The organism is Mesorhizobium sp. M0174 (assembly GCF_040322275.1).
Classification (GTDB): Bacteria; Pseudomonadota; Alphaproteobacteria; order Rhizobiales; family Rhizobiaceae; genus Mesorhizobium.
Genome location: NZ_JAMYTB010000002.1, coordinates 47,958 through 73,236, shown reverse-complemented (window position 1 = coordinate 73,236; position 25,279 = coordinate 47,958). Strand labels below are relative to the sequence as shown.

General features: G+C 62.4%; 31 protein-coding genes. 14 read left to right on the top strand and 17 right to left on the bottom strand.

What is annotated here, in order from left to right; all coding sequences use genetic code 11:
* Positions 1 to 7: 7 nt before the first annotated feature.
* From NKJ13_RS03835 to NKJ13_RS03825, 3 genes are read left to right on the top strand one after another with little or no spacing between them, the layout of a single operon-like run.
* Positions 8 to 337 carry an L-rhamnose mutarotase gene (locus NKJ13_RS03835; RefSeq protein ID WP_352505395.1) on the top strand — a complete coding sequence of 110 codons (330 nt, stop codon included), beginning with the start codon at positions 8 to 10 and terminating at the stop codon, positions 335 to 337.
* Positions 330 to 1,406 (top strand): Gfo/Idh/MocA family protein, encoded by a 1,077-nt coding sequence (locus tag NKJ13_RS03830; RefSeq protein ID WP_352505396.1) that lies wholly within the window; start codon positions 330 to 332, stop codon positions 1,404 to 1,406. The genes NKJ13_RS03835 and NKJ13_RS03830 overlap by 8 nt, the downstream gene beginning before the upstream one ends.
* Before the next feature lies 1 nt (position 1,407).
* Positions 1,408 to 1,887 carry a MaoC/PaaZ C-terminal domain-containing protein gene (locus NKJ13_RS03825; protein WP_352505397.1) on the top strand — a complete coding sequence of 160 codons (480 nt, stop codon included), beginning with the start codon at positions 1,408 to 1,410 and terminating at the stop codon, positions 1,885 to 1,887.
* A gap of 238 nt (positions 1,888 to 2,125) precedes the next feature.
* Here NKJ13_RS03825 and NKJ13_RS03820 read toward each other — a convergent pair whose 3' ends face one another.
* The 9 genes from NKJ13_RS03820 to NKJ13_RS03780 all read right to left on the bottom strand — a co-directional run bounded on the left by NKJ13_RS03820 (position 2,126) and on the right by NKJ13_RS03780 (position 9,866).
* A complete protein-coding gene (locus NKJ13_RS03820) occupies positions 2,126 to 3,082 on the bottom strand; it encodes a C-terminal binding protein (RefSeq protein ID WP_352505398.1) in 957 nt (318 codons plus the stop codon).
* 12 nt (positions 3,083 to 3,094) lie between these two features.
* Entirely contained in the window at positions 3,095 to 3,853 is a 759-nt protein-coding gene (locus NKJ13_RS03815; protein ID WP_352505399.1) for an HpcH/HpaI aldolase family protein, read from the bottom strand.
* A 41-nt stretch (positions 3,854 to 3,894) separates the two neighbouring features.
* Positions 3,895 to 4,392, bottom strand: a complete 498-nt coding sequence (locus tag NKJ13_RS03810; protein ID WP_352737237.1) for a hypothetical protein — start codon at positions 4,390 to 4,392, stop codon at positions 3,895 to 3,897.
* A 241-nt stretch (positions 4,393 to 4,633) separates the two neighbouring features.
* Positions 4,634 to 5,944 (bottom strand): TRAP transporter large permease, encoded by a 1,311-nt coding sequence (locus NKJ13_RS03805; RefSeq protein ID WP_254818782.1) that lies wholly within the window; start codon positions 5,942 to 5,944, stop codon positions 4,634 to 4,636.
* 3 nt (positions 5,945 to 5,947) lie between these two features.
* Positions 5,948 to 6,460, bottom strand: a complete 513-nt coding sequence (locus NKJ13_RS03800; RefSeq protein ID WP_352688604.1) for a TRAP transporter small permease — start codon at positions 6,458 to 6,460, stop codon at positions 5,948 to 5,950.
* 74 nt (positions 6,461 to 6,534) lie between these two features.
* Positions 6,535 to 7,512: a TRAP transporter substrate-binding protein DctP gene (gene dctP / locus NKJ13_RS03795; protein ID WP_352737238.1), complete on the bottom strand. Its 978-nt coding sequence runs from the start codon at positions 7,510 to 7,512 to the stop codon at positions 6,535 to 6,537.
* A 91-nt stretch (positions 7,513 to 7,603) separates the two neighbouring features.
* Complete coding sequence (locus NKJ13_RS03790; protein ID WP_352688599.1) at positions 7,604 to 8,149, bottom strand: flavin reductase family protein; 546 nt, start codon at positions 8,147 to 8,149, stop codon at positions 7,604 to 7,606.
* Complete coding sequence (locus tag NKJ13_RS03785; protein WP_352737305.1) at positions 8,149 to 9,243, bottom strand: LLM class flavin-dependent oxidoreductase; 1,095 nt, start codon at positions 9,241 to 9,243, stop codon at positions 8,149 to 8,151. The genes NKJ13_RS03790 and NKJ13_RS03785 overlap by 1 nt, the downstream gene beginning before the upstream one ends.
* Positions 9,243 to 9,866, bottom strand: coding sequence for a GntR family transcriptional regulator (locus NKJ13_RS03780; RefSeq protein WP_352777418.1), 624 nt, complete (start codon positions 9,864 to 9,866; stop codon positions 9,243 to 9,245). Before NKJ13_RS03780 ends, NKJ13_RS03785 begins: the two co-directional genes overlap by 1 nt.
* On the opposite strand from NKJ13_RS03780, the gene NKJ13_RS03775 reads away from it, so the two are divergent.
* Positions 9,771 to 10,139 (top strand): hypothetical protein, encoded by a 369-nt coding sequence (locus tag NKJ13_RS03775; RefSeq protein WP_352777443.1) that lies wholly within the window; start codon positions 9,771 to 9,773, stop codon positions 10,137 to 10,139. The two genes, NKJ13_RS03780 and NKJ13_RS03775, sit on opposite strands and share 96 nt — an antisense overlap.
* Positions 10,140 to 10,402: 263 nt before the next feature.
* Entirely contained in the window at positions 10,403 to 10,669 is a 267-nt protein-coding gene (locus NKJ13_RS03770) for a hypothetical protein (protein WP_352701886.1), read from the top strand.
* 41 nt (positions 10,670 to 10,710) lie between these two features.
* On the opposite strand, the gene NKJ13_RS03765 is transcribed toward NKJ13_RS03770, so the two are convergent.
* The 7 genes from NKJ13_RS03765 to NKJ13_RS03735 form a co-directional block, all read right to left on the bottom strand.
* Positions 10,711 to 10,929: a hypothetical protein gene (locus NKJ13_RS03765; protein WP_352701888.1), complete on the bottom strand. Its 219-nt coding sequence runs from the start codon at positions 10,927 to 10,929 to the stop codon at positions 10,711 to 10,713.
* Between the two features lie 3 nt (positions 10,930 to 10,932).
* Positions 10,933 to 11,118: a hypothetical protein gene (locus NKJ13_RS03760; protein WP_352701890.1), complete on the bottom strand. Its 186-nt coding sequence runs from the start codon at positions 11,116 to 11,118 to the stop codon at positions 10,933 to 10,935.
* A gap of 136 nt (positions 11,119 to 11,254) precedes the next feature.
* Positions 11,255 to 11,455 (bottom strand): hypothetical protein, encoded by a 201-nt coding sequence (locus NKJ13_RS03755; protein ID WP_352701892.1) that lies wholly within the window; start codon positions 11,453 to 11,455, stop codon positions 11,255 to 11,257.
* A 104-nt stretch (positions 11,456 to 11,559) separates the two neighbouring features.
* Positions 11,560 to 11,997: a GFA family protein gene (locus NKJ13_RS03750; protein WP_352505410.1), complete on the bottom strand. Its 438-nt coding sequence runs from the start codon at positions 11,995 to 11,997 to the stop codon at positions 11,560 to 11,562.
* A 27-nt stretch (positions 11,998 to 12,024) separates the two neighbouring features.
* Positions 12,025 to 12,417, bottom strand: a complete 393-nt coding sequence (locus NKJ13_RS03745) for a hypothetical protein (RefSeq protein WP_352737240.1) — start codon at positions 12,415 to 12,417, stop codon at positions 12,025 to 12,027.
* Entirely contained in the window at positions 12,395 to 12,736 is a 342-nt protein-coding gene (locus tag NKJ13_RS03740; RefSeq protein ID WP_352505411.1) for a response regulator, read from the bottom strand. The genes NKJ13_RS03745 and NKJ13_RS03740 overlap by 23 nt, the downstream gene beginning before the upstream one ends.
* Positions 12,737 to 12,750: 14 nt before the next feature.
* Positions 12,751 to 15,855 carry a CheR family methyltransferase gene (locus tag NKJ13_RS03735; protein ID WP_352701896.1) on the bottom strand — a complete coding sequence of 1,035 codons (3,105 nt, stop codon included), beginning with the start codon at positions 15,853 to 15,855 and terminating at the stop codon, positions 12,751 to 12,753.
* Between the two features lie 166 nt (positions 15,856 to 16,021).
* Here NKJ13_RS03735 and NKJ13_RS03730 point away from each other — a divergent pair, with 166 nt between their 5' ends.
* Together NKJ13_RS03730 and NKJ13_RS03725 are read left to right on the top strand one after the other, a co-directional pair.
* Positions 16,022 to 16,219, top strand: coding sequence for a hypothetical protein (locus NKJ13_RS03730; RefSeq protein WP_352645256.1), 198 nt, complete (start codon positions 16,022 to 16,024; stop codon positions 16,217 to 16,219).
* A gap of 1 nt (position 16,220) precedes the next feature.
* Entirely contained in the window at positions 16,221 to 16,817 is a 597-nt protein-coding gene (locus NKJ13_RS03725; RefSeq protein ID WP_352505414.1) for a response regulator, read from the top strand.
* Positions 16,818 to 16,846: 29 nt separating this feature from the next.
* Here NKJ13_RS03725 and NKJ13_RS03720 read toward each other — a convergent pair whose 3' ends face one another.
* Positions 16,847 to 17,119, bottom strand: a complete 273-nt coding sequence (locus NKJ13_RS03720; RefSeq protein WP_352505415.1) for a hypothetical protein — start codon at positions 17,117 to 17,119, stop codon at positions 16,847 to 16,849.
* Between the two features lie 256 nt (positions 17,120 to 17,375).
* Here NKJ13_RS03720 and NKJ13_RS03715 point away from each other — a divergent pair, with 256 nt between their 5' ends.
* From NKJ13_RS03715 to NKJ13_RS03685, 7 genes are read left to right on the top strand one after another with little or no spacing between them, the layout of a single operon-like run.
* Positions 17,376 to 18,482 carry an NAD-dependent epimerase/dehydratase family protein gene (locus NKJ13_RS03715; RefSeq protein WP_352737241.1) on the top strand — a complete coding sequence of 369 codons (1,107 nt, stop codon included), beginning with the start codon at positions 17,376 to 17,378 and terminating at the stop codon, positions 18,480 to 18,482.
* Positions 18,479 to 19,558, top strand: a complete 1,080-nt coding sequence (locus tag NKJ13_RS03710; RefSeq protein WP_352737242.1) for an NAD-dependent epimerase/dehydratase family protein — start codon at positions 18,479 to 18,481, stop codon at positions 19,556 to 19,558. The genes NKJ13_RS03715 and NKJ13_RS03710 overlap by 4 nt, the downstream gene beginning before the upstream one ends.
* Positions 19,555 to 20,847 (top strand): TIGR04295 family B12-binding domain-containing radical SAM protein, encoded by a 1,293-nt coding sequence (locus tag NKJ13_RS03705; RefSeq protein ID WP_352737243.1) that lies wholly within the window; start codon positions 19,555 to 19,557, stop codon positions 20,845 to 20,847. Before NKJ13_RS03710 ends, NKJ13_RS03705 begins: the two co-directional genes overlap by 4 nt.
* Positions 20,832 to 21,932, top strand: coding sequence for a glycosyltransferase family 4 protein (locus NKJ13_RS03700; protein ID WP_352701911.1), 1,101 nt, complete (start codon positions 20,832 to 20,834; stop codon positions 21,930 to 21,932). Before NKJ13_RS03705 ends, NKJ13_RS03700 begins: the two co-directional genes overlap by 16 nt.
* Positions 21,933 to 21,934: 2 nt before the next feature.
* Positions 21,935 to 23,065, top strand: coding sequence for a CgeB family protein (locus NKJ13_RS03695; RefSeq protein WP_352737244.1), 1,131 nt, complete (start codon positions 21,935 to 21,937; stop codon positions 23,063 to 23,065).
* Positions 23,062 to 24,156 (top strand): CgeB family protein, encoded by a 1,095-nt coding sequence (locus NKJ13_RS03690; RefSeq protein WP_352701915.1) that lies wholly within the window; start codon positions 23,062 to 23,064, stop codon positions 24,154 to 24,156. Before NKJ13_RS03695 ends, NKJ13_RS03690 begins: the two co-directional genes overlap by 4 nt.
* A complete protein-coding gene (locus NKJ13_RS03685; RefSeq protein ID WP_352701918.1) occupies positions 24,153 to 25,262 on the top strand; it encodes a CgeB family protein in 1,110 nt (369 codons plus the stop codon). Before NKJ13_RS03690 ends, NKJ13_RS03685 begins: the two co-directional genes overlap by 4 nt.
* Positions 25,263 to 25,279: the final 17 nt, after the last annotated feature.

Sequence of the window (25,279 nt, the reverse complement as noted above, 5' to 3'; positions counted from 1 at the left end):
GGCGGACATGCAGCGAATGGGAATGGTGCTCGGTCTCAAGCCGGAGAAAGTCGCCGAGTATGTGCGGCTTCACGCTGCCGTCTGGCCGGACGTCCTCAAGATGATTTCCGCCTGCAACATCAAGAATTATTCGATCTATCTGAGGGAGCCGGAGCACCTTTTGTTCAGCACCTTCGAGTACCACGGCACCGACTATGCCTCCGACATGGCGAAGATGGCTGCTGATCCCACGACGCAGGAATGGTGGGCGCTGTGCATGCCATGCCAGGAGCCACTGCCGACCCGCAAGGAGGGCGAGTGGTGGGCGTCGATGGACGAAGTCTTCCATTATGACTGATGACATTTTCGATCCTGCCTCGCTTTCCCAGGCCTGGGCACAACCGTCAAAGCCCAGGCCGATCGTGATTTTCGGCGCCGGCTCGATCGTCGGCGATGCGCATTTCCCGGCCTATGGGAAAGCCGGTTTCCCGGTTGTCGGGCTTTTCGACCCCGACCTGGCCAAGGCGGAAAAACTGGCGCAGAAATGGGGCGTCACCGCTTACCGGTCGCTCGAGGAAGCTGCGTCAATCAAGGACGCCGTCTTCGACCTGGCGACACCGCCGGCTAATCACGCCGGCGTGCTCAGGGCGCTGCCCGATGGTGCGGTGGCGCTGATCCAGAAGCCGATGGGCAGCGACCTCACCGAGGCGACCGAGATCCTCGAAATCTGCCGCTCCAAAAACCTCAGGGCCGCTGTGAATTTCCAACTCCGTTTTGCGCCGATGATGCTGGCGCTGAAGGATGCGATCGCCAAGGGCTGGCTGGGCGAAGTGGTCGATTTCGACGCATGGCTGGCGCTGGCGACACCCTGGCAGCTCTGGGAATTCCTGTTGCAGGCGCCGCGCGTCGAGATCGCCATGCATTCGATCCATTATCTCGACCTGATCCGGCAATTGCTCGGCGATCCCAAGGGGGTTCACGCCAAGACACTCGGCCACCCCGGCCATAAGGTTGCGCAAACGCGCACCAGCGCGATCCTCGACTATGGCGACACCGTGCGCTGTGCACTGTCGATCAACCACGATCACAAATTCGGCCGAAAACACCAGGCCTGCGAATTCCGCATCTGCGGCACCGAGGGCGCCGCTTACCTCAAATTAGGCGTCAACCTCGACTATCCGCGCGGCGAGCCGGACATTCTCGAAATCTACCCCAAAGGCGGCAGGGACTGGATTGCGGTTCCACTCGTCGGCTCATGGTTTCCGGACGCCTTTGCCGGCCGCATGGCCAATGTCCAGCGCTACGCGTCGGGCGAGGACGCCGAGCTTGTCAGTTCCGTCGAGGACGGCTGGAGCACCATGGCGCTGGTCGAAGCCGCCTATCAATCGAGCGCGGCGCCGGCAACACCGATAGCGGCGAGGCCCTGACATGGAGCAGACGATCTACTTCGAGGACTACCAGATCGGGTCGTCGCGCATGACCAGCGGGCGCACCATCACCGAGACCGATTTCGTCGTCCATGCCGGCCATACCGGCGATTTCTTTCCCCACCACATGGACGCCGAGTTCATGAAGACGACGCCGTTTGGCCAGCGCATCGCCCACGGCACGCTGGTCTTTTCGGTCGGCGTCGGGCTGACGGCAAGCGTCGTCAATCCGGTTGCCTTCTCCTATGGCTACGACAGGCTGCGCTTCATCAAGCCGGTGTTCATCGGCGATACGATCCGGACCCGCACCACCATCTCGGCCAGGGAAGACGACCCGAAGCGACCCGATTCAGGCCGGGTCGTCGAGCGCTGCGAGGTGATCAACCAGCATGGCGACGTGGTGTTGGTCGCCGACCACATCTACATCGTCGAGCGTCGCGACAAGCCGAGCAGAGCCTCGACGGATGGCGCTGAAACCTAAAGGCAAAAAACCCGCCTTGCGGCGGGTCCTCGGTGCGAATCAGCACCATGCACAAATTAATAGCATAGCTGCCGGCACAAAGCAAGAACAAAATGTGGCGCTGTCGGCAAAAAATGCGAATTCACTCATCACCCGTTCCCGTCTTTATCCGCTTGCCGAGGTCGCGCTCAAGGGGCGCCTGCCCCGGACCGTTAAGGTGGAATCGACAGGCAGCGGATGGTGTCCACATCGGGAATGGTCATATCCGGTTGACCGGATATACCGGCTTGCCGCCGCGCAGGACCGACGCGACATCGGCAAACACCTTGTTGCGAACCTCTGCGTAGGACTGGGTCGAGTAGTGCGCCGCGTGTGGACTTACCAGGACGGTGTCCAGCGCCAGCAGCGGATTGTCGGGCGAAGGCGGCTCCCGCTCGAAAGTGTCGATGCCGGCGCCAGCCAGATGGCGACGCCGGATCAGATCCGCCAAGGCGACCTCGTCGACGAGGCCGCCGCGGGACACGTTGATGAGTATCGCCCCTTCCTTCATCCGCGACAGGGCTTGCGCCGACATGATGTTTCTGGTCTCCGGTGTCGCGGGAACGTGCAGCGAGACGACGTCGGCGCTGGCAAGCAACTCGTCGAAGCCGACCGGTTCAGCACCACCGGCCGTGATGCGCTCGGCCGGCATGTACGGGTCGTAGGCGATGATGTGGTAGCCGAAGACCCGCGCCCGTTCGGCAGTCAGGCGCCCGATCTGGCCGAAGCCGATCAGGCCGATGATCTGCCTGTCGGGCCGTGTGATGCCGGCGCCATCGGTCATTGCAGCCCAGCGGCCGGCGCGCACCGCGCTGTCGAACTGCTTCAGCCTGCGCGTCAAGGCCAGGATCAGGGCCATGGCGTGGGTGCTGACTTCCACCAGATTGGCGTCCGGCACGTAGGTTACCTGAACACCGGCACGGCTGGCGGCCTCTACGTCGATCGAGTCGAGCCCTACGCCGAACCGTCCGATGACCTTGAGCCTCTTCAGTTCCGCCAAAACGCGAGCCGTGATCGGCTCGCGCAATACCATCAATGCGTCGGCGTCGCGGCAGTGTTCGATCAGGGCGTCTTCCGTGAGCAGCGTCTTTTCGACAAACTCGGCGCCCAAGCCGTCGAGGTAGCGCAACTGCTCTTCCTCGACTGACAACACGCCGTCGGTCTTGATGATCTTCATGCCAAACTCTTGCTATGAGGCACTGCGCGCCGACGCGACACCGGCGGCAAGGCCGGCGCCGAGAAACATCGTGTCGCTGGCCAGCACGTGGAAGCTGATGCCGTGCCGCGACCATTTGCCGACATCATCCGCCGAAGGGCGAAAGATGCCGACGGCCTTGCGGGCCGTGCGCGCCGCGGCCGCGATCCTCATAATCGCGGCATTGAGCTTGTCCTGGCCGGACGGCCCCATGGCGTCGATCGAGACCGACAGGTCGCCGGGGCCAATGAAGACCACGTCGACGCCGTCGACCTGGACGATGTCGTCGATGTTGGCGAGGCCTTCCGCCGTCTCGACCTGGATGGCGACCGCCAGGACCTCGTTGGCCGATTTGAGGTAGTCCGGAATGCTGTAGCCATAACCGGCGGCGCGGCCTGGGCCGACACCGCGTGCGCCGACCGGCGGGTAACGGCAGGCCATGACCGCCATGCGGGCTTGCTCGGCCGTGGAGACACGCGGCACCAGGACGCCCGACGCGCCGGCGTCGAGCGCGGCCGCGATCCACTCCGGCGCGTGGCCGGGAACGCGCACCATCGCGGGAACCTTGTGGACATCGGCGGCGCGGATCAGATCCTCGAGCCGTTCGCGGCCGATCTGCGAATGCTCCCAGTCGATGCACAGGAAATCGACCCCGCTCGCGGCCGCCACTTCGACCGCCACAGGGTGCGGGATGGCGCAGAAGGTGCCGATGAGGCGATCGAGAGAGATACATTTCTTGCGAAAGTCGTACATGAAATCTCCAGAAATTTTCGGCGTCGGCAAAACCTGTTTGCCTATGTGGCCCTTGACGAAGGATGCACGGCTTCCGTCGACATCGGAAAATGCCGGCTGCCGCCTGAAAACGGCGGAAAAGTCTTGTAGTCGGCACGCATCTCCAGCCGCGCCGGCGATTGCAGCGCGTGCGTCAATGCAGCGGGACTGTCGAACATGACACGATTGCGCTGCATATGGTCGATCCGCGGCCAGGGCAGCGAACCGCACCAATCCAGTCGCGACAGAACCTCGACGTGGCGAATGCCGGGGAAGCCCCGCATCAATTGCGGATGATGCGTCACATAGTGGTGGAGCCAGACATTCATGTCTTCGGCCGGCCCGGGATAGTGGACAAGATAGCTGCAGGGCAGCCCGGACGTCTTGACGCCAGCGTCATCGACGGGAAACGGACGTACGCACATTGCCTGTTGCGTCGGCCTCGAACCGGCGATGCTCGACAGCATGCCAGGTGCGGCAAGTGCCTGCAGATGGCCGGACGGCGCCAGCGCCGCCTCCATGTCCGCCAAGTCGTCGAATAGAGCTGGAAGCCAAAGACCGGCGGTGGACCATCGTTGTTGAACATGTCCGTCGCCACTTCGGGCAGGTAGATGTTGGCAAGCGCAAGGCCCGGGGTCGACGCAATCACGCGCCGCACAGCGTCAACGTCTTCACCGGCGATGGCCAAATTTGCCTCGCGGTCGTCATGGAAGAAGGCAAGATAGGCAAAGCGCATGTGGAGACCCTCTGGATCGAGTTCGGCTAGATCAAATTCGGAAGAAAGAGAGCGATCTGCGGAAAGAGGACAATCAGCAGGATCAGCAGAAGCGTCAGCGCGATGTAAGGCGCAGCTGACATGGCAACCGTTTTGAGCGATGTGCCTTTCGGCGCGACACCGATCATGATGAACAGCAGCAGACCAAACGGCGGCGTGGTGAAGCCGACCTCGTAGGCGAGCAGCAGGATCAGCCCGAACCATACGGGCTCGTAGCCGAATTGCTGGGCGATCGGCAGGAAGATCGGCAGCGTGATCAGCATCATCGAGACCTGATCCATGAACATGCCGAGCAGCAGGATGACGAGCACCATCATGAGCAGCATGGGATACGGTCCAAGATCGTAGCCGACGATGAACTGGATAAAGCCGTTGGAGGCGCCGGAGAAGGCGAATATCTGCGAGAACGTCGTCGAAGCCGAGATGATCAGGAAGGTCATGCCGGTGACCTTCATCGCGTCGTCCAGCGACTTCCAGACAACCGACCAGCTGAACCGTCGGTAGACAAACAACAAGGCGAAAACGGCGGCACAGCCGAGTCCCGCCGATTCCGTCGGCGTCGCTATCCCAAGGATGATCGTGCCGACCACCATGAACACGATGACGCTCATCGGAATGATGTTGACGGCGACCGCCCTCACCTTCTCGGCCGCGGGAACGGCGGGCACCGGATAGTGCGGAGCGGCGTCCGGGTCGATCTTCGTCTGGGCGAAGATCAGCGCTGCGTACATGACAACGAGCAGCAGCCCGGGCAGAGCCCCCGCTATGAGCAGCGCGCCGACGTCGATCTGGGCAAGCGAGCCGAGCAAGACAGCCAGCGAGGATGGCGGGATGATGACGGCAAGGCTTCCGGCGCCAAGCACCGGGCCGTAGGCCATATGCGGCTTGTAACCCCGCTTCAGCATCTCGGGCACCATCAGCGAGCCCATCATGCCGGTATTGGCGAGGCTCGAACCCGACAGCGCGGAAAAGATCGTGCCGGCGGCGAGGACGACATAGGCGAGGCGTCCGCGCAGATTGCCGATGCACAGGTCGAGCGCGTAGATGACTTTCTCGCCGAGGCCGGAGCGGAAGAACAGGCTGCCCATGACAAGAAACATCGGCAGCGGGGCAAGCGCGTAGGTCGAGACAGCGTCGGAGAAGTTGGCGACCATCTGCGTCACGCCGATCGAACCGCCGAAGAACAGGTACAGCCCGATCACATTGGTGACGAAGAACGCGAAGGCAACCGGCAGCCCCAGCCCCATCAACACCAGGATGGTGCCAACGAGCACGGCGAATGGAAACAGCCAGGCCACCGGTCAGAGCCCTTCCATTTCCAGAGGATCCAGCGTGTACAGCGTGTCACGGCCGAGCAGATATCTGAGCCATTCCAGCGCCGAGAGGTAGAAGGCGAGCATGATGGGCAGAAAGACCAGCCATTTCGGCATGTCGAAGCTGCGCGTTTCATATTCGCCGCCCGCCACGGCACTGGTCAGGGACGACAGAGCGACGCTGCCGAGGTAGAGGCTGACGGCAATGCAGGCGAGATAGACCAGCTTTTCAAGCACCGCCCGTGCCCGCACCGGCAGCGCCTTGCGCAGGAACTCGACGAAGACATGGCCCTTGCTGTGGACCAGCCAGGGCATCGGCAGAAATGCCGCGTAAAGCAAGCCGTATTCCGTCGCGGATACTGCCCAGGCAAGCGGCCTCAGGCCCAGATTGCGGACGCACACATCAGCAACCACCGCGACAATGATGAGGCCAAGCACCAATTTTGCCGCCGCCGCCAACGCAAGGCTCAGCTTCCCAATCGCTGCAAACAATCTGTCCATGCCCGACGACCCTCATGTCCCCTTTGCCCTTGGCCCAGCTTTGATGGAGGGCGCACAAGGCACCCTCGGCTCGGCTACTGAAAGAATTTCTTCAACTGATCGATGTTGGTGGGATCGCGTTTGGCCATTCTCGCCCAGCTCGCCTGCGTGGCAGCCGCCAGGAATTTGTCGCGGCCGGCGCCGGTCAAGCTGACAACCTTCTGCCCGCCGTCGATCATCGCCTGTGCCTGTTTTTCGGACTCGGCAAGGTTGGCGTCATAGCTCGCGCGCTCGTATTCGACGGCCGTGTCGGCCAGCAGCTTCTGCGCCTCGGGCGACAGCGTGTCCCATCTGGCCTTGTTGATCGAGATCAGCACGTCGGTTTTGAAGAATTGCGGATCGACACGGTATTTGGTGAATTTGTCCCAGCCGAAGGATGCATAGCCAAATACGGTATAGGCGTTGGCATTGACGACGCCGCGCTCGAGCGAGGTATAGACATCCCCCGGCGCTTGCACGATCACTGTCGCGCCCAGGGATTCGAGGAAATCGCGATAGAGCGGCGATGAGCGGATCTTCAGGCTGCCCCAGTCGATGCTGCCTTCATCGTTGAGCTTGGGTTCGTCGACGGTGAAGACGTTGAAGCCCGAGCCCGCGTCGACATGCGCCAGCAGATGGGCATTGGCCTTCTTCTCGAAAATTGCGCTGATGAAGTCCCAGCCGCCATTTTCGCGAATCTCCCACGGCGTCTTCGTCGATGCGGAGAAAACCTCGCCTTCGGGCACGAGTTCGAGGAACTGCCCTGCCGGTGTGTCGATCACATCGATCAGGCCGCTCCTGAGCGCCGCACCCTGCTGGATCGGTGGAATGACCTCCGGCCCGCCACGCACGTTGATCTGGACCACGCCCTTGCCCTTTTCGTTCACCTTCTGAACGAACTTCAGGAAGCTCTGGGCGTAGCCGTTCTGCGTCGGCGTAAAATGCACGGCGTTGAGGACGACCTCTTCGGCCATGGCGATACCCGCCACACCCGACATGAGTGCAGCCAGAACAAGGGATTTCCAAATGCGCATTGCCGTATTCCCTCTGATAGATTCACTTAGCCGGAGGCCCAATCATCGGGCCGATCTGAAATTGCACGCTTCGCCGCCACACGAACGGCGGTTAGTTGACATCATCTCCTACTGTCAGGAACCGCCCATGCGCGTAGAAGACCGGCGATCGGTGAGCGCGATCCAGCGCAACGCCCGAGACGATGCCGATGACAATCATGTGCGACGCCCGCACGATGATTTCGGCCACCACGCACTCGAACATTGCCCGCGCGCCGACAAGCAAGGGCGCGCCGGTTTCGCCGCGCACCCATGATCCGGACGAGAACCGCGCGGCGCCCTTGGCTTTGGTCATGCCGCCAAAGGCACGCACAACGTTCTCCTGGTCGCCGGCGGGAAGATTGACCGAAAAAGGCAAACCTTCGCGAATGGCCGAGGCAAAGGTGCTGCCGCGGTTGACACAGGCAAGCAGCGAAGGCGGCTCGGCACTGAACGAGCAGAGAGCGGTCGCCGTGATGCCGCAAAAGCCGATCTCGTCATGCTCCGACGCGAGGATGGCGACGGAGCCCGCCACGGCCCGCATAGCCTGCTTGAACGCGCGCGGATCGATGGCGTTGTGCCCATCCACCCATAGCGTCGGAATGGCGGCCGCCGGCATCAATTTACTCGAAGCCCGGCCTGGCGCATCAGCGGCAGCACGCGGTCGCAGAAGAAGGGCAGTTCGTAGGTGTAGTTGACGAATGTGAGGGCGGCGCCGGAATAACCCTGTTCCATGATCTCGGCGAGGTCGTCGACGATCTTTTCCGGCGTGCCTATGAGCGGGAACGTCCCGGCACCGCCGGCGAACCTCTGCCGATATTCGGTGAAGGCCTTCGCGTCATGCGAGTTCGCGAATTCCTTCTTCTTGCGCATATGCTCGTCGACGGCACCCTCGTCCGCGCATTCCAGCGCGTAGTGCCGGTAGTAGTCCTCGGCTTCCTGCTGGGTCTCCCGGCAGACGACGTGACAGACCGTATAGACGCCGACTTCGCGCCCGACTTCGGCCGCGCGGTTGGTAATGTCGACCACATGCGCACGGCCGTCGGCAATTTCGGAAAAAGTCGAAAACAGATAGTCACAGTGGCGCGCCGCGTAGTTGCGCCCCGGCGCGCCGAAGGCGGCGTTCATGGTCACCGGTCGTGGCACTTGCAAGCTTGGCGGCCGGCTAACGACACTCTTCAGATCATAGAACTCGCCGCTGAAGTCGAACGGCTCCCTCGATTGATAGGCACGCACGATGATGTTGATCCATTCCTCGGCCTGATCGTAGGTCCGCTCGCCGACCGTCTGCCCGAACATGGCGAACTCGTCCGGGTTCCAGCCGCAGACGATGTTCAAGCCGGCACGCCCGTTGGAGATGTGGTCGACCGTCGCAAGCGCTTTGGCAGCCTGCAGCGGATGAACCAGCGGCACATGCACCGTCATGAACAGGCCGATGTTTTCCGTGGCGACAGCAAGACCCGCCGCCCAGGTGAACGTCTCAAACGACCATTCCCGCACATGCGTCAAACCGCCGAAGCCGCGCCAGCGGGCGATCGGCAGCAGAAACTCGAGGCCGGCGCGGTCGGCGATGCAGGCGGAATTGAGGTTGTCTTCCCAGCGGGCACGCCAGCGCTCGGGAACGGTGGTCATTGCCAGGCCGCCATCGGCGTTCATGGAAAAGACGCCGAGCTTGAACCTGTTCGGCCCTTTCAGCGGGTGCTGCTTCCTGATCATGATTTCCCCGGCTGCGACATGTTCTCACCTTCACCGGTGGAATGTTGAGACGGTGGGCTCAGCTTCGTGAAACGCTCCTCGGCGTTCTGAATGAAGTGGGTCATGCGGTCGTAAGCGGCGACGGCGTCGCGCTTGACGAATGCCTCATAGATTGCGCGCATGCCGGCCACGACGACGGCCTGCGTCGGCTGGTGCGACAGCGTCCTTAAACGAACGACGAGGACATGGTCGGCGAACCTTGCAATGGTTTGTGAAAGGCGCTGGTTCGCGACAGCGCCGAGCCAACAATTCCTGAATGCCGAATTGGCCTGGAAGAAGCGGTCGGCATCGCCGGCGGCGGCCGCAGCCTCCGCCTCCCGAAGCGCGGCCGCAAGCGTCTTGAGGCCAGCGGCGTCGAGTGTCCGCGCAGCGTGTGCGGCGGCCCGCGGCTCGAGCAAGCGGCGGACCTCGAAGATGTCGGCGACATCCGTCGCGGTAAGCGTGGGCAGGGTGAAGCCGCGTGTGGTGCCGACGAGATAGCCCTCATGCACCAACTGCATCAAGGCGTCGCGGACAGGCATTCTGGAAATACCGAGCTGGGCGGCAATGTCTACATCGACGAGCTTCTGGCCAGGCGCCAATTCGCCATGCTGTATGGTCAGACGGATTTGTTGATAGACCTGGGCACGCAGATTGCCATCGCCAACCCGTTTGAGCTCTATCGTTTCCGTCATCCACGCCTTCCCATGCGAAGATTTCGTATATCGTTTGAGGCTGGTGTTCTCGCAGTGATCCGTTGGAATTGCAGCTACATATCGATAGAATTCGACCTGCAGACCACGTTCCAATGCGAAGTGGAGCACAGGCTGGATCGCCTGGCAAGATGTTTTAAGTTTATAATGTATACTGTTTAGGTTCGTTGTCCGGAGGGCAGAGGGTCACGCCATCCGTGGGTTGCGCCGCGCGACGCGAGGAGAGCCAGCGATCCGCGCGGTTCGGTAAAAACGTACAGACGTTTTCGCGTGACACATCGAGGCTGGCGGATTTAACTAAAAATACTTGCGATCTGCGCGCGCCGGCACGCCCATCCGATCCCCTCGCCGGTGCGCATTACTGGATCGCCCGCCGTATCGAAAGGTGCGGCGGGCTTTTCGTTTCGTTTGGCGGGGAGGCGCTTATGCGAGACTTGCCTAGGGATATCGACGCAGACGTCGTCATCGAAATCAGCAAGCTGCTCGACGACCGGGCGAAGTCCGTGCCGGTGCCGGTGCACAAGCTGGCGGCGATGATCCGGCTGGGCGTCGAGACACGTCTGACCAATCACTCCATCGAAGAGCTGATCGTGGAGATGGCCGCGACGCGGGGGCTTCCGATGCTGTTTGATTTGCCGACGGCAAATGTCGACAATGTCGTGCCGTTCGCCTCGGCGCGCCGTCCCCGCTGAAATTTCGCTCGAGCCACCGATCTTCGCGTCGCCACCAGATTTCACTTGCCCTGATGCGCAGGCCGGGTGTCGCCCTTCTTTTCGGGGTCGTGGGTATGGTGGCTGTCGCGTTCGCCGCCGCCACCGGAGACCTTGCTGTGGCTGCGCCGGTCGGGATCGGCGGGCGGCTTTTCGACGCTCAGCGGCTTCTTGGCGTTTTCGTGCGCCGCGCCAGGACCACCCTGGCGGATGCTGGCAGGAGTCTTCTTCGACGTGGACATGACCTAGCGATCCTGGACGTTGCCTTGGTGGGTGGTGTTGACCTTCGTATTGCCTTGCTGGCCCTGCTTGTCGGGATCCGGCACGGTCGATTGGCCGTGCGGTGCTTGGTCGGCGGCTACCGTTTTTTTGTCACCGGCTCCTTTTGGGCTCAGATTCTCCGGTGGAACAGGGGGAGGTTTTGTGCTCATGGCGTTTCTCCTTCCGCCACCCAAACAAGCGGGTCGGGAGAAAGGTTCCCGAGGGTCCGATACGAACGGCGCTTGTCGCTACGAGCCGGGTCCCGGACCACGGCTTGAGCCCAGGGGACGCCTGCACAATCCGGGGTTATTTCTTGATGATGGTTCCGTGGTTCAGATCGAAGGCCTGGGCACCGAAAGCCTGTTTATAGAAATCCTCCTGCAGTTCGCCCCATTCGCCGAGATAGGCGCCGCAATTGCTGCAATAGATCGGCGTCGAATCCTTCGGGTCGTCGGGAATATCCATCAGGATCGTCCCGCACGCCTTGCAATCGAGCTTGTCATCCAAACGGCGGCTCATCGGCCGATAATTGCGCGTTTTCGGCCCCGCGCCAACTGTCGTTTTCGTACGCAGCCCCGATGGCACGTCTTCCAACTTGCAAGGACCCCAGGCTAGCGTTCCGCCGGATTTCCGAAGGTCGGATCTCGCCGCCTCGAATACGTCCCCACCCGCGGCAGCTCGTCTGGAAAGTCGACCCAGGGCAACCTCATGTCCCAGTATGCATGGGCCTGTGGCGGAAACCGTTCGGGATGATCGAGAAAGCCGATTGCCAGATAGAGTTCGTCGGGCAACCCTTGGTCGACATAGCCGATCGATGTCCCGCAATCCGCGCAGAAGGACCGGAGCACGCCGGAGGTTTTCGAAAAGGTCCTCGGCGTGCCGGTGAGCAACGTGAATTCGGAAGGCCGATAACCGACCCACACCGTCAGAGGGCTTCCTATCGCCTTGCGACAGTCGTCATCGTGATCGGAGCAAATCCAGAAAGGCTCGCCGCGCATCTCCGCCGTTATGGCGCCGCAAAAACAGGAGCCCGTTTCAGTTCGTGGCATTGGTTAACTTCATTGCTGGACCGGCCTTCATTGCTGGCCTGGCATTTCGGTATTTTCCTTGGGGTTCTTCTTGATGCCGGCGGCAGGCGAGGTATCGGCCGGAGCATTGCCACCCTGGTTCTGTTCAGGGGCTCTTTTGAGCGGCGAGGTTTGCCAGCCCATATCGCCGTACAGAAAGCCTATGAGAAAGCCGACGATGATGATGGCCGAAATCACCATCGCAATTAACGCGTTACGTCGCTCCATTTCGCGCGGCTCCTTTCTTCGAGCCGAACAAACGATGGCGGAAATGGTTCCGGAAGGCCTCGACCGGAATCGGCGGCGGCAGGCTGGCACCTCGCTGCCCCACCGACAAGCCGCTGGATTGAAAAGGCGGGCCCGCTGGAACGACAGGAATTCAGCCGGCGCGCGCGAGTTCATCTACGGCATTCAAAATCGCACTTTGGCTCGCCGGCTTCTGCACGATCCTGCAAGCGCGGAACCCGGCTGGAATTTCGCGTTCGCCGTACCCGGAGAGGAAGGCGAACGGAACACCGCGCGTTTGCAACGCTTCCGCGATCGGATAGCTGGTTTCGTCGTTCAACTGGATATCCAACAACGCCGCGTCGATGCCGCCTTCGCCAACGAGCCGAAGTGCTGCCGTTACCGACGAAACCGGTCCAACCACCTGATGGCCGGCTTTGCGCAGGTAAGCCGCCGCGTCGTCGGCGATCAGCCATTCATCCTCGACGATCAGCACACGCACCTTTCCGGTCACGACGAGCCCTCGCGGGTCAGAGGGAATGCAATTTCCGCCTCCAAACCATTTGAGCGGAAAGTTGTTTCAATTTTTCCGCCCAGCCTGTAGCCGATTTCTCCGCGCAGAAGGGTAAGGCCGAAGCCGCTGTCGGTTGGCTCCTTGATGCGGGGGCCGCCCTTCTCGCGCCAGACGAGCTTGAAGGTTCCATCCACCACCGACCATTTCACAATTATCCGCCCGGCAGGCTTCGACAGTGCGCCATATTTAGCGGCATTGGTCGCCAGTTCATGGATTGCCATGCCGAACGAAAGCCCCTGTACAGGCTTGAGGCTTACCCGCTTGCCATCGAGCTCGAACCGTTCGGCCCCGAAGGGACCAAGCTCCTGGCGCAGCAGTTCCTCGACGGAGGCTTCCGTCCAGCTTTCGCGCGAGAGCAGACTGTAGGCTCGTGACATTGCATGCAGACGGCCGATCAAAGCTTCAGCGAACTCGTCTTTTGACGCCGAGTATTCCCGCGTCCGGTTGGTGATGCTGGCGACAACCGCCAGCATGTTCTTGACGCGATGGTTCAGCTCCGAGATGAGCACCTGCTGACGCTCTTCCGCCTGCGCCAGTGTCGTCACGTCGATCAGTGTCACGACCACGCCTTGGATGCTGCCGCCTTTGTCCCGGTAAGGGTTGATGCGGACCAGGTAGAACCGGCCCTTGTCGTCGCGCGCAAGGTGATGGTTCAGGGTCTCTCCCGTCTCGAACACCGCCTGGATGTGCCGCTTCAACTCGGGGTAGTCGAGTTGGCTCGAAAGATCGGTCAGCGGTCGGCCGACATCTGACGGACGCAAGTTGAAGAACGACGACGCGGCAGGAGTAAAGGTTCGCACCACAAGGTTGCGGTCGAGGAAGATGGTGGCGATTTCCGTGCTTTCGAACAAGTTTCTGAGATCGCTGTTGGCGCGATCGAGTTCCTCTATCTTGCCGGTCAGTTCCGCATTGATGGTGTTGAGCTCTTCGTTGAGCGACTGCATTTCCTCCTTCGAGGCCTCAAGCTCCTCATTCGTCGACTGTGCCTCTTCATTGACGGAGACGAGTTCCTCGTTCGAAGATTTTACTTCCTCCAGCGCGGTTTCGTACTCCTCGATGGTCGACTGCAGCCGCTCGCGCGTGTCGCGCAACTCCCGTTCGAGATCGGCCGCGTCGTCTGTGCCGCGGCTTTCGCGGGCCGGATCGGAGCGTATCTGGGCCTGCCCCACCGGATTGAACAGGACGAGGTAGAGGGGCTCGCCATTGCTGCGTTCCGTGTACGGCTCGACTGTCAGTGTAATGAACTGAAGCTGTCCGTCGTCTTCTTCGACCGCTATGTTCTCCCGCACGACCGTGCGGCGCGTCGTTGCTGCTTCCCGCAACGCGGCGCGCATCTCAAGTCTCAGCCCGCGGCGGGCCAAGGTCAGCAACTGCCGGCTCGGGGCACCTTGCGGCGCTTCCAGATATTTACCCGTCCGCCCCGAATAGTAGACGACGTCGCCATCGCCATTGACCAGCACGTGAGGCGGGGCGAACCGCTCCAGCACCTGAGCCTCGATTGCCTGGCGCAGCGAATGGCTCGCGCCATCGTTTTTTGAGCCACGGCGTCCCGCCGGCAGGGCAGCTGTGAAGCCATTGCCGATCAGGACCGGCGGTCGCGGCGTGGCATGTTCCCGCGCCTGGAATATCCGCTGCTTTTTATCGACCGTGGCGAACAGGTCGCCGTGCTGACCGACGCTTTCCGAGGTGCCGAGGAACAGATAACCGCCCGGCCTCAGCGCATAGTGGAAGATCGGGACGACCCGGTTCTGGATCTGCGGGCCGAAATAGATCAACAGGTTGCGGCACGAAATCATATCCATACGCGAGAACGGAGGATCGCGGATGACGCTGTGCGGGGAAAAAATGCAGAGTTCGCGCACCTCTTTGGCCAGCACATAGCTCTCGCCGTCGCTGTGGAAAAAGCGTTGCCTGCGCTGTGGCGATAGCCCGTGCAGCAGCGCTTCGGGATAACGCGCCGCACGCGCCACCGCGAGCGCCGGCTCGTCGATGTCGGTCGCGAATATCTGGACGCGCGGCGGCGCGGGAAGTTTCTCCATGCGCTCGCGCATCAGCATGCCGATCGAGAACACCTCCTCGCCGGTGGCGCAGCCGGGCACCCAGACACGCACCGCATCGGACGCGTTCCTGCCCTCGAAAATCTGCGGTATGATCTTGTCCTCCAGCAATTTGAACGCTTCGGCGTCCCGAAAAAAGCTGGTGACATTGATGAGCAGGTCGCGAAACAGCTTCGCCACCTCGTCGGGATCCCTCTTCAGCCGTTCTATGTAGGTGCTGATCGACTGTAGCTGCGTTATCTGCATGCGCCGCTTTACGCGACGCAGGAACGTCTTGGCCTTGTAGCCGGAAAAGTCGTGACCGGAATGGCTGCGCAGAATGGCGTAGATTTCATCGCGGGCTCGATCTATCTCGGCCTTGCGTTCGTCGTCCGCTTCGGTCAGGCCGTTCAGCACGTCGAAACCGCGGACAAACGCCTGAAGCTTTGCACCGATCTGCTCGGCGGGCGCCGCTATGTCGATCAGGCCGCTCGAAATCGCGCTCTGCGGCATATCTGGATTGCGGGGGCCGGAACCGTTGGAGGCCTGGGCAATGGTCAGCCCGCCATGCTCCTTAATTGCCCTGGCGCCGAGCGTGCCGTCCGAATCGCCACCCGACAAAATAATGCCGACGGCATACTCGCCCTGGTCCTCGGCCAATGCGCTGAAGAAGATATCGATCGGCTTGCGCTCGCGGTTGAGCGTGTTCGGCCGGCGCAGCGAAAGCGCGCCCTTACGGATGGTGAGGACAACGTTTTGCGGCATCACATAGACCTGGTCGGGTTGGACCGCTGCCCCCTCCTCGGCCACCAAGACCGGCATTTCGGTATAACGTCGGATGACCTCGTGCAGCAGGCTTTCCCGCTCCGGGCTGAGATGCGTGACGACGACGAACGCCATGCCGGTGTCGCCGGTCAGCCCTTTGAACAGGCCCTCCATCGCGGGAATGCCGCCGGCCGATGCGCCGACCCCGACTATGGGAAATCTTCCATTCTGGGATGCCACGCCAAGCCCCTGGTAACAGCCGCAAACACAAAGCCGTCAAATCGGGCCTTAGACCCAAATCGCGCCTCAGATTAAGACCGGGCCGAGCCTGAGGCCAGTAAATAGTCCACCAACGGAACAAAGTACCGCCGGTGGGCATTAACATTTGACTTTGGAGGCGGTTCCAATGGCAAAACGATCACCTGAAATAAAGCCGGCCAAGCGAATTCTGTTGCCCTCGCCGGATCTGACCAAGTTCCCGGTATCTGAAAACATTCCGCCTCGCCTGCTCGCGCTCGCGGAACGGTTGCAAGAGGTATTGGAGCGCCACTTTGCAGAAGTCCGCGCCGACAAGCGTAGATCCCGCAGAAAGAAGGAACAATGAGGTGCGCGACCTGCAAGGCCTGCATATCCTGATCGTCGAGGACGAATGGATGCTGGCGGGGGATCTTGCACGTTATTTCAGCAAGATGGGCGCCGTGGTGCTTGGCCCGGTAGCGACGGTGGAACAGGCATCGAAACATACGGACGAGGCCGAAGCCGCGATCCTGGACATCAATCTCAACGGACGACGGGTATTTCCGATCGCCGACGAACTGATGCGCCGTGGCGTGCCGTTCGTGTTTTTCAGCGGCGATGAAGACATCGTTATTCCCGAGCGGCTTCGGTATGCCAGCAGCCTCCGAAAATCCTCGGACGCCCAGGCTGTTTTCGACGCTCTCTTTCCAGCCGAGACGTCGGCATCGACAGGAGGTCGAGCGTCGGAGCCCTCGGACGACGTATTTTCGCTGCTGCCTAAGCTCAGGCTCGCGGCGCGCCTGCTGCTGGGAGATGTCGAGGCCTCCGACCGGCTGGTCGAGCGGACGCTCGAACAGGCTATCGGCGAAATCGACCGGAGACCATCCGGCTCCTCCACCGAGGACTGGCTCAACGGCATCATGCGAAACATCGTCAGGGCACGTGGAGCGAACCTGCTGCACTGACCGCGGCAGTTGTCGGCAATCAGACGAGGTCAGCCTTTCCGGTTGCGTTCGACGAATTTGTTGAAGCGGCTGGTTTTGCCGCCGCTGGTCTCTTCCTGGTAGAGGAAGGCCAGTTCGTTCTCGTCGAATATCCTGAAGAACTCGTCCCATTCGACAGGCTCGAACGTCTCTTCAGGCTCGCCGAAGTCGATGCGCAGTATGCCGCCCTCGCCCTTGGTGCGCACCACCGCCGGCCGGCCATCGCGATCCTCAGCCCAACGGCGGATTTCATCATGATCGGTGGTCGTCTTCGATTCAGACATTCCAATCTCCCTTCGATTCCACCGCACACCGCGAGATCCCGGTCTGCCTCGTACAACCAGCAGATGCATTGCTGCCGAGCATATGCGCGCGGTTGGTCGATTATGGCTCCTAACACCAAGCGCGCTTCGATGTTCCCGTGCCCAGCCCAAGGCGGTCGCTTCCGGAGCGCAGCGCTCGGGAACTTTGTTGAAGCAAGGGAACAAACCTTTCGCCCGGAAGTTTGGGGCGGCAAAGCCATTCGTATGAGGAGTTGTCGTGAAACGTATACTGGTCACGGGAGGCTGCGGTTTTATCGGCCGCCACGTCGCCCAGGAACTCGTTGAACATGGCTATGGGGTTTCAATTCTCGATGCGTTGCTGGACCAGGTGCATGGCGGCGAGGCAATCAGCCTGCCGCCAGGCGCCAAGCTGATCAAAGGCGACGTTCGCGATCGCGAGGCCATCGCAGAGGCGGTCGCCGATGTCGACGCGATCATTCACCTGGCGGCCGAAGTCGGTGTCGGCCAGTCCATGTACGAGATCGCCCGCTATGTCGGCGCCAACGACCTCGGCACCGCCACGCTGCTGGAAGCGCTGATCAAACGCCCGATCGAACGGATCGTCGTTGCTTCGTCGATGAGCGTCTATGGCGAGGGTCTCTATGCCACGCCGGACGGCCGGCGCATCGACAATGCAAGACGGCAGCTGGACGACATCCGCAATGGCCAATGGAATCCCCTGTCGCCGGAAGGCGAAGTCCTATCGCCGCTGCCGACCGACGAGCAGAAACTGGTCGACCTCGCCTCGATCTACGCGCTGACAAAATACGCCCAGGAACGCGCCGTACTGATCTTCGGTGAAGCCTATGGCATCGACGCGGTGGCACTGCGCCTGTTCAATGTCTTCGGCGCCGGACAGGCGCTCTCGAACCCGTATACCGGCGTCCTGGCGAACTTCGCCTCGCGCATCGCCAATGGCCAGCGACCGCTGATTTTCGAGGACGGCGAACAGCAGCGCGATTTCGTGCACGTGCGCGACGTTGCCCGCGCCTTCCGGCTGGCGCTGGAACAGCCCCAGGCGCGCAGCCACGTCATCAACATCGGCAGCGGGCGGGCCTACGCAGTCAGCGACGTCGCCCGGCTGCTCGCCGAAGCAATGGGCGTGCCTGGCCGCCAGCCGGAAATCCTCGGCAAGGCACGCTCCGGCGATATCCGCAATTGCTTTGCCGACATATCGAAGGCGCGCGAACTGCTCGGCTTCCAGCCGCAATACCGGCTGGAGCATTCGCTCGGCGATTTCGTCGCATGGGTGCGCAACACCGTCGCCATCGATCGCAGCGCCGAGATGAAGCGGGAACTCGAAGCGCGAGGGCTGGTATCATGAGACCGGATTCACCCGATTTTCGCGAAGCGCCCGTCGCCGTTATCGGCGGCAGCGGCTTCATCGGCTCCAACCTCGCCGACAGCCTGTTGTCGGATGGCGAACCGGTTCTGGTCATCGACAATCTGAGCCGTCCCGGCGTCGAGCAGAACCTCGAATGGCTGACGCAAAAGCACGGCAGCCGTCTCACCACTGAAATCATCGACATCCGCGAATCGGAGGCGCTGATGCCGCTGGTGGCTGGGTCGAAGGCGGTTTTCCACTTTGCCGCGCAGACCGCCGTCACCACGAGCCTGGTTCGGCCGGACGAGGATTTCGACATCAACCTGCGCGGAACGTTCAACGTCCTGGAAGCCGCTCGCCGCAGCGGCAAACGCATCCCCGTCGTTTTCGCCAGCACCAACAAGGTCTATGGGCGGCTCGCTGACATTGCGATGCGCGAAGACGACGGCAAATATGCGCCTTGCGACGCCAGCATCCAGGCGCACGGCATTGACGAGACGCGCGGCCTTGATTTCTGCACGCCCTATGGCTGCTCCAAGGGCGCGGCGGACCAGTATGTCCTCGACTACGCCAAGTCATACGATCTGCCGACGGCGGTGCTGCGCATGAGCTGCATCTATGGACCGCGCCAGTTCGGGACGGAGGATCAGGGCTGGGTCGCCCATTTCCTGCTTAGCGCGTTTTCCGACCGGCCGATCACCATCTATGGCGACGGCAAGCAGGTGCGCGACATCCTGCATGTTGCCGACGCGGTCGCGGCCTACCGCGCGGTGCTCGACCGGATCGAGGAAATCAAGGGCCAGGCATTCAATCTCGGCGGCGGACCGGAAAACGCCGTCAGCCTGCGCATGCTACTGAAGGAGATTTGCGACATAACGAAACGGGACGTTTCGATCCGTTACGACCGCGAACGCACCGGCGACCAACCGTTCTTCGTCGCCGACACACGCGCGATCGAGGCGGCGCTGGGATGGAAAGCGCATGTCTCGTGGCGAAACGGCATCCGCGACCTCGCCGATTGGCTGCAGCGTCATCGCGCCGACCCGCATCCCGAACCGGCGAGGTACGTAGCATGAAGGTCGCTCTGGTCAATCCGTCCTGGACCTACCAGGACAGCATCTATTTCGGCTGCCGCCAGCCGCATCTGCCGCTCGAACTCGGCTATTCGAAAGCCTTGCTCGAAGCCGCCGGTCACGAGGTGCTGATGCTGGACGGGCAGATCCAGAAGCTCGACAACGCCGCGCTTGCCGATCGCGTCGCCGCTTTCGAGGCTGATATGACCGTCGTCAGCACCGCGCCGACCTACCTGTTCTGGCGCTGCGCACCGCCCGAGTTGCGCGTGCCGGCTGAGTTTCTCAACCATCTTGCCGGGCGCGGCGGCCGCACCGTCGCCGTCGGGCCGCATGGCTCGGCGACGCCGGCGCCGCCTTTGCGCAAGCTTGGCGTCGACATTGTCGTGCGCGGCGAATGCGAGGAAGTGGTCGCGGAACTCGCCCGGCGCGACGACTGGAATGCTGTGCCGTCCACCGCCCATTTTGAGGATGGAGAACTGGTTTCGAACGGCAGCGCGCATGCGAGCTCGTTCATCGATCACCCAGCGCTCGAATGGCCATCGGACTGGATTGCCGCCCATTCGCACCACCATCACCGCTTCGACGACAACCAGGTCGGCTTTGGCGCCGAGGTCGAGGCTTCGCGCGGCTGCCCGTATAATTGCAGCTTCTGCGCCAAGATCGATTTCCGCGACGCCTATCGCCGTCGGAACCACGAAGCGGTGATCGCCGAGATCGACCGGCTGATCGCACAGGGCGTCGGCTACATCTACTTCATCGACGAGATATTCCTGCCACAAAAGGCATTGCTGGAAGCGCTGGTCGATCGCGATGTGAAGTTCGGCGTGCAGACGCGGATCGACCTCTGGAAACCGGAACTGCTGAAACTGCTTGGCGCCGCCGGCTGCGTCTCGATCGAGGCGGGGCTCGAAAGCCTGACGGTGGAAGGCCGCGCCATGCTGGCAAAACGCTGCCGGCTGGGCACCGAGGAACTGGCTGCGTTGCTGGTCGACGCCAGGCGCCATGTGCCGTTCGTTCAGGCCAATCTCATCGGCGTGGTCGAAGACGATCCCGCGCTGGTCGACTATTGGCGAAAGCACCTGATCGACAACGGCGTTTGGGCCAACGAACCGGTGCCGCTTTATCCTTATCCGAGTTCGCCCAGCTACCGCGAACTTTGGGGCGAGCCGGACGATCTCGCCTGGGAGCGCGCGCATGAACATTACCTCGCATCCTTCCGGACGTTCAGCGACATCCAGGAGAAGCGTCCGCGTCCGCTGGCTGAATTGGAGGCCACATGTTGCGGACACTGAGCCCGCCGCGTCGCATCCTGATGACTGTCGATGCCGTCGGCGGCGTCTGGCGCTATGCGCTCGATCTGGCCAGGCAACTCGTCGCCGGAGGCGACAGTGTCGTGCTTGCCGGGCTTGGTCCGGAACCGTCCAGGCAGCAGGCCGAGGAGGCCCAGTCATTCGCGGCGCTGACCTGGCTCAACACGCCGCCCGACTGGATGACCCGCGACGAGCAAGACCTCGACGCGTTGCAGCAGGAGCTGCTCCCGCTCATCCGTGACTACGCCATCGAAATCGTCCATCTCAACGCGCCGACGCAGGCTGCGGGGCTCGACGTGCCCTGCCCGGTCGTGGCGGTGTCGCATTCCTGCGTGGTGACATGGTTCCACGCCGTCAAAGGACAGGCGGCGGACGGCGATTGGGCCTGGCAAAAGGACCGCAACCGGCGCGGTTTCGATGACGCAGGCATGGTCGTTGCACCCAGCCGCAGCCATGCCGACATGCTGGAAACCTGCTACGGGCCGATCGCCCGCCTGAGCGTCGTCGGCAACGGTGCACGGCCCGGGCCGAAGAGCGAAAGGCGGGAATCGGTCGTTTTCGCCGCTGCGCGCTGGTGGGACGAGGGAAAGAATGCGGCGGTGCTGGACCGGGCCGCTTCCCGCACGCAATGGCCGGTCTTCGTCGCCGGCTCGCTGCAAGGCCCGGACGGCCAGCATGTTGGCTTCAGCCACGCCGTTCCCGTCGGGCCGGTACCGCATGAGGAAGTGCGCCTGCTGATGGCGCGGGCCGGCATTTTCGTATCGCCGTCGCGCTACGAACCGTTCGGTCTGGCCACGCTGGAAGCCGCGATGTCGAAGACGCCTTTGGTGCTCGCCGATATTTCGACCTATCGCGAACTGTGGGACGGCGCGGCCATGTTCTACGACGCGCGCGATCCGAGCGATCTCGCCAGATGCATCAGCAGCCTGTGCAGTGACGCGCAGCGCCGGCGAGAACTCGGTGAGGCAGCGGCCCGCCGAAGCCGTAGATTTTCATTGGCAAGACAGGCGACCGCCATGCGCGGCGTCTACGACAAGGCGGCCCTGGCCACCATGGCGGGTAGTTGATTATGCGGTTTTTGTTCTACACCCATTCGATCGTTTCCGACTGGAACCACGGCAACGCACATTTCCTGCGGGGCATCATGCGTGAGCTGGTCGCGCGCGGGCACCAGGCTATCGCGCTGGAGCCCGCCGACGGCTGGAGCCGGTCGAACCTGCTGGCCGAGAAAGGATCCTTCGCCATCGAACGATTCCGGAACGACTTTCCCGAGCTGATGCCGGTCACCTATGACGCCGCCTTCGACCACGAAGCCTGGATCTCCGATGCCGATGTGGTGATCGTGCATGAGTGGACCGAGCCGGATCTTGTCGCGCGGCTGGGCAGGGTGAAAGCGAATGGCGGGCGTTTCACGCTGCTGTTCCACGACACGCACCATCGCGCCATATCGGCCACGCAAGCGATCTCCTCCTTGCGGCTTGAACATTATGACGGCGTGCTCGCCTTCGGCGAGGCGCTGCGGGAAAGCTATCTCCGTGCCGGATGGGGCAAGCGGGTCTTCACCTGGCACGAGGCAGCCGATGACCACCTGTTCCAGCCGCATCCTGAAATCGAGCGTAGTTCCGACCTTATCTGGATCGGCAATTGGGGCGACGACGAGCGCAGCGCCGAAATCAGGGAGTTCCTGGTCGGCCCGGTGCGTGAGCTCGGCCTGAGCGGAACCGTCCACGGCGTTCGCTATCCGCCGGAGGCGCTCGCCGACCTTGCGGCCGCCGGCCTGCGCTACGAAGGCTGGATCGCCAATGCCGACGTGCCGAAGGCATTCGCGGCGAACCGCATCACGGTTCACATCCCGCGGCGTCCATATCGCGAAAGCCTGCCCGGCATCCCGACCATCCGCATGTTCGAGGCGCTCGCCTGCGGCATTCCGCTTGTTTCGGCGCCTTGGTCCGATGTCGAACGCTTGTTCAGGCCCGGCACCGATTTCTTGTTTGCAAATAATGGCTTCGAGATGCGGCGTCATCTTCGCGCCGTGCTGCACGATGCGGATCTCGCCGCTTCTCTGGCGACCTCGGGCCTCGAGACCATCCGCTTGCGGCACACATGCCGGCACCGGGCGGATGAATTGTTCGGCGTGCTCGCCGAATGCGGGCACCGCCAAGCCGCCGACACGATCCTTGCAAAGGAGGCCGCCGAATGAAGATCGCATTCTATGGATCGAGTCTGCTGTCGTCCTATTGGAACGGCGCGGCAACCTATTACCGCGGGCTGCTCAAGGCCTTGGCAAGGCTCGGCTATGACATCACCTTCTACGAGCCGGACGTCTACGATCGCCAGAAAAACCGCGACATCGAGGCGCCGGACTGGTGTGCCGTGGTCGTCTACGAGGCCACCCCGCATGCCATGATGCAGGTGGCCGCGCGGGCGGCGGAGGCAGATATCGTCGTCAAGGCAAGCGGCGTCGGTTTCGCCGACGACGCGCTGTTGCGGGCGGTGCTCGATCACGCCCGTGCCGATGCGCTGACCGTATTCTGGGATGTCGATGCGCCGGCGACGCTCGGCCAGTTGCGCGACGAGCCCGACCATCCGCTGCATCGCGCGCTGCAGGAAATCGACCTCGTGCTGACCTATGGCGGCGGCGACCCGGTGGTCTGGGCCTATCGGGCCATGGGAGCGGCCGAATGCGTGCCGATCTACAATGCGCTCGATCCGGAAACGCATCATCCGGTCGGCAAAGATATGCGTTTTGCCTGCGATCTCGCCTTCCTCGGCAACCGGCTGCCGGACCGCGAGGCGCGCGTCGAGGCCTTCTTCCTCGACCCGGCCGGCCGCTCGGCCGATCAGCGCTTCCTGCTCGGCGGATCTGGCTGGGGCGACAAGCAGATGCCCGCCAATGTCCGATGGCTCGGCCATGTCGGCACGCGTGACCACAATGCTCTGAACGTCACGGCCAAGGCGGTGCTGAACATCAGCCGCGACAGCATGGCGGCCAATGGCTTTTCACCTGCGACGCGCGTGTTCGAGGCAGCCGGCGCCGGCGCGTGCCTCATCACCGACGCCTGGCTCGGTGTGGACCTGTTCCTGAAACCCGGCGAGGAAATCCTGGTCGCGCGCGATGGCGAGGACGTCGCCGAGATCATGCAAAGCCTTAGCGCCGAACAGGCCAAGGCGATCGGGGCATCCGCGCTTCGGCGGGTACTTGGCGAACATACCTATACGACACGGGCCGTTTTGGCCGACGCCATTTTCAGGCGCCATTTCGAGCGTCCGACCGTGGAGGCGGCCGAATGACGAAGCCGCTCGACATCGTCTTTCTTGGCCTGTCGCTCTCCTCGTCCTGGGGAAACGGCCACGCCACCACCTTTCGGGGGCTGCTTAAAGGTCTCCACGAACTCGGTCACCGCGTCACCTTTCTCGAACGCGACGTGCCGTGGTACGCAAGTCACCGGGATCTGCGCGACCCCGATTTCTGCGCGTTGCGCTACTATGAAACGACCGATGATCTTCGCCGCAATTTTGCGCGCTGCCTGCGCGATGCCGATATCGTGGTCGTCGGCTCCTTCGTTCCCGAAGGTCCTGAAATCATCGACGTCGTGGCATCGCTGTGCACAGGTCAGTTCTGCTTCTACGACATCGACACGCCGGTCACGCTGGCAAAGCTTTCAACCGATGATTGCGAGTATATTGCCAGGCGGCAGGTCCCGTATTTCGATGTCTACTTCTCCTTTACCGGCGGGCCGACGCTTGCCCGTCTGACTGCGGAATTCGGCGCGAGGCGGGCCGAGCCGCTCTACTGTTCCGTCGACCCGGAACGGCATCACGGAACCGGTGACCCAATCCGCTGGGATCTCGGCTATCTCGGCACGTACAGCCCCGACCGCCAGGCGACGCTGGAGGCCCTGCTGTTCGAACCGGCGCGTCGCATGCCTGAGCGTCGCTTCGTCGTTGCCGGCTCGCAATATCCGCGCGAAATCGCCTGGCCGGACAATGTCGATCGCATCGAACACCTGCCGCCGGCAGACCATGCCGCCTTTTACAGCCGCCAACGCTACACGTTGAACGTCACGCGCAGTTCCATGATCGCGGCCGGATGGTCGCCCAGCGTGCGCCTCTTCGAGGCAGCGGCCTGCGGCACGGCGATCATCAGCGATAGCTGGGCCGGACTGGACAGCCTGTTTCCAGGGCGGACGATTCACACGGCGCGCAGGACCGAGGACGTAATCGGTATCCTGTCTGGAGAATCCGACGGCGCCCGGCTTGCCATGGCCACGCAGGCGCGCGTGCTCATCCTGGCAGCTCACACAAGCATCGCAAGAGCCCGCGAATTCGTTGCGCTGCTGGCGCAAGCCAAATCGCCACGTTCTGTTCTCGATCTGGACGTCGAGAGCGCAGCATGACCCGCAGACGGGAGAAG

Coding starts and splice junctions, on each gene's coding strand:
- dctP (WP_352737238.1), bottom strand. CDS start 7,512: ATGCGCATTTGGAAATCCCTTGTTCTGGCTGCACTCATGTCGGGTGTG.
- NKJ13_RS03750 (WP_352505410.1), bottom strand. CDS start 11,997: ATGCCACGAACTGAAACGGGCTCCTGTTTTTGCGGCGCCATAACGGCG.
- NKJ13_RS03820 (WP_352505398.1), bottom strand. CDS start 3,082: ATGAAGATCATCAAGACCGACGGCGTGTTGTCAGTCGAGGAAGAGCAG.
- NKJ13_RS03700 (WP_352701911.1), top strand. CDS start 20,832: ATGTTGCGGACACTGAGCCCGCCGCGTCGCATCCTGATGACTGTCGAT.
- NKJ13_RS03685 (WP_352701918.1), top strand. CDS start 24,153: ATGACGAAGCCGCTCGACATCGTCTTTCTTGGCCTGTCGCTCTCCTCG.
- NKJ13_RS03825 (WP_352505397.1), top strand. CDS start 1,408: ATGGAGCAGACGATCTACTTCGAGGACTACCAGATCGGGTCGTCGCGC.
- NKJ13_RS03710 (WP_352737242.1), top strand. CDS start 18,479: ATGAGACCGGATTCACCCGATTTTCGCGAAGCGCCCGTCGCCGTTATC.
- NKJ13_RS03690 (WP_352701915.1), top strand. CDS start 23,062: ATGAAGATCGCATTCTATGGATCGAGTCTGCTGTCGTCCTATTGGAAC.
- NKJ13_RS03790 (WP_352688599.1), bottom strand. CDS start 8,149: ATGCCGGCGGCCGCCATTCCGACGCTATGGGTGGATGGGCACAACGCC.
- NKJ13_RS03765 (WP_352701888.1), bottom strand. CDS start 10,929: ATGTCCACGTCGAAGAAGACTCCTGCCAGCATCCGCCAGGGTGGTCCT.
- NKJ13_RS03775 (WP_352777443.1), top strand. CDS start 9,771: ATGCACCAACTGCATCAAGGCGTCGCGGACAGGCATTCTGGAAATACC.
- NKJ13_RS03730 (WP_352645256.1), top strand. CDS start 16,022: ATGGCAAAACGATCACCTGAAATAAAGCCGGCCAAGCGAATTCTGTTG.
- NKJ13_RS03770 (WP_352701886.1), top strand. CDS start 10,403: ATGCGAGACTTGCCTAGGGATATCGACGCAGACGTCGTCATCGAAATC.
- NKJ13_RS03705 (WP_352737243.1), top strand. CDS start 19,555: ATGAAGGTCGCTCTGGTCAATCCGTCCTGGACCTACCAGGACAGCATC.
- NKJ13_RS03720 (WP_352505415.1), bottom strand. CDS start 17,119: ATGTCTGAATCGAAGACGACCACCGATCATGATGAAATCCGCCGTTGG.
- NKJ13_RS03815 (WP_352505399.1), bottom strand. CDS start 3,853: ATGTACGACTTTCGCAAGAAATGTATCTCTCTCGATCGCCTCATCGGC.
- NKJ13_RS03760 (WP_352701890.1), bottom strand. CDS start 11,118: ATGAGCACAAAACCTCCCCCTGTTCCACCGGAGAATCTGAGCCCAAAA.
- NKJ13_RS03835 (WP_352505395.1), top strand. CDS start 8: ATGCAGCGAATGGGAATGGTGCTCGGTCTCAAGCCGGAGAAAGTCGCC.
- NKJ13_RS03745 (WP_352737240.1), bottom strand. CDS start 12,417: ATGAACTCGCGCGCGCCGGCTGAATTCCTGTCGTTCCAGCGGGCCCGC.
- NKJ13_RS03800 (WP_352688604.1), bottom strand. CDS start 6,460: ATGGACAGATTGTTTGCAGCGATTGGGAAGCTGAGCCTTGCGTTGGCG.
- NKJ13_RS03695 (WP_352737244.1), top strand. CDS start 21,935: ATGCGGTTTTTGTTCTACACCCATTCGATCGTTTCCGACTGGAACCAC.
- NKJ13_RS03830 (WP_352505396.1), top strand. CDS start 330: ATGACTGATGACATTTTCGATCCTGCCTCGCTTTCCCAGGCCTGGGCA.
- NKJ13_RS03810 (WP_352737237.1), bottom strand. CDS start 4,392: ATGGAGGCGGCGCTGGCGCCGTCCGGCCATCTGCAGGCACTTGCCGCA.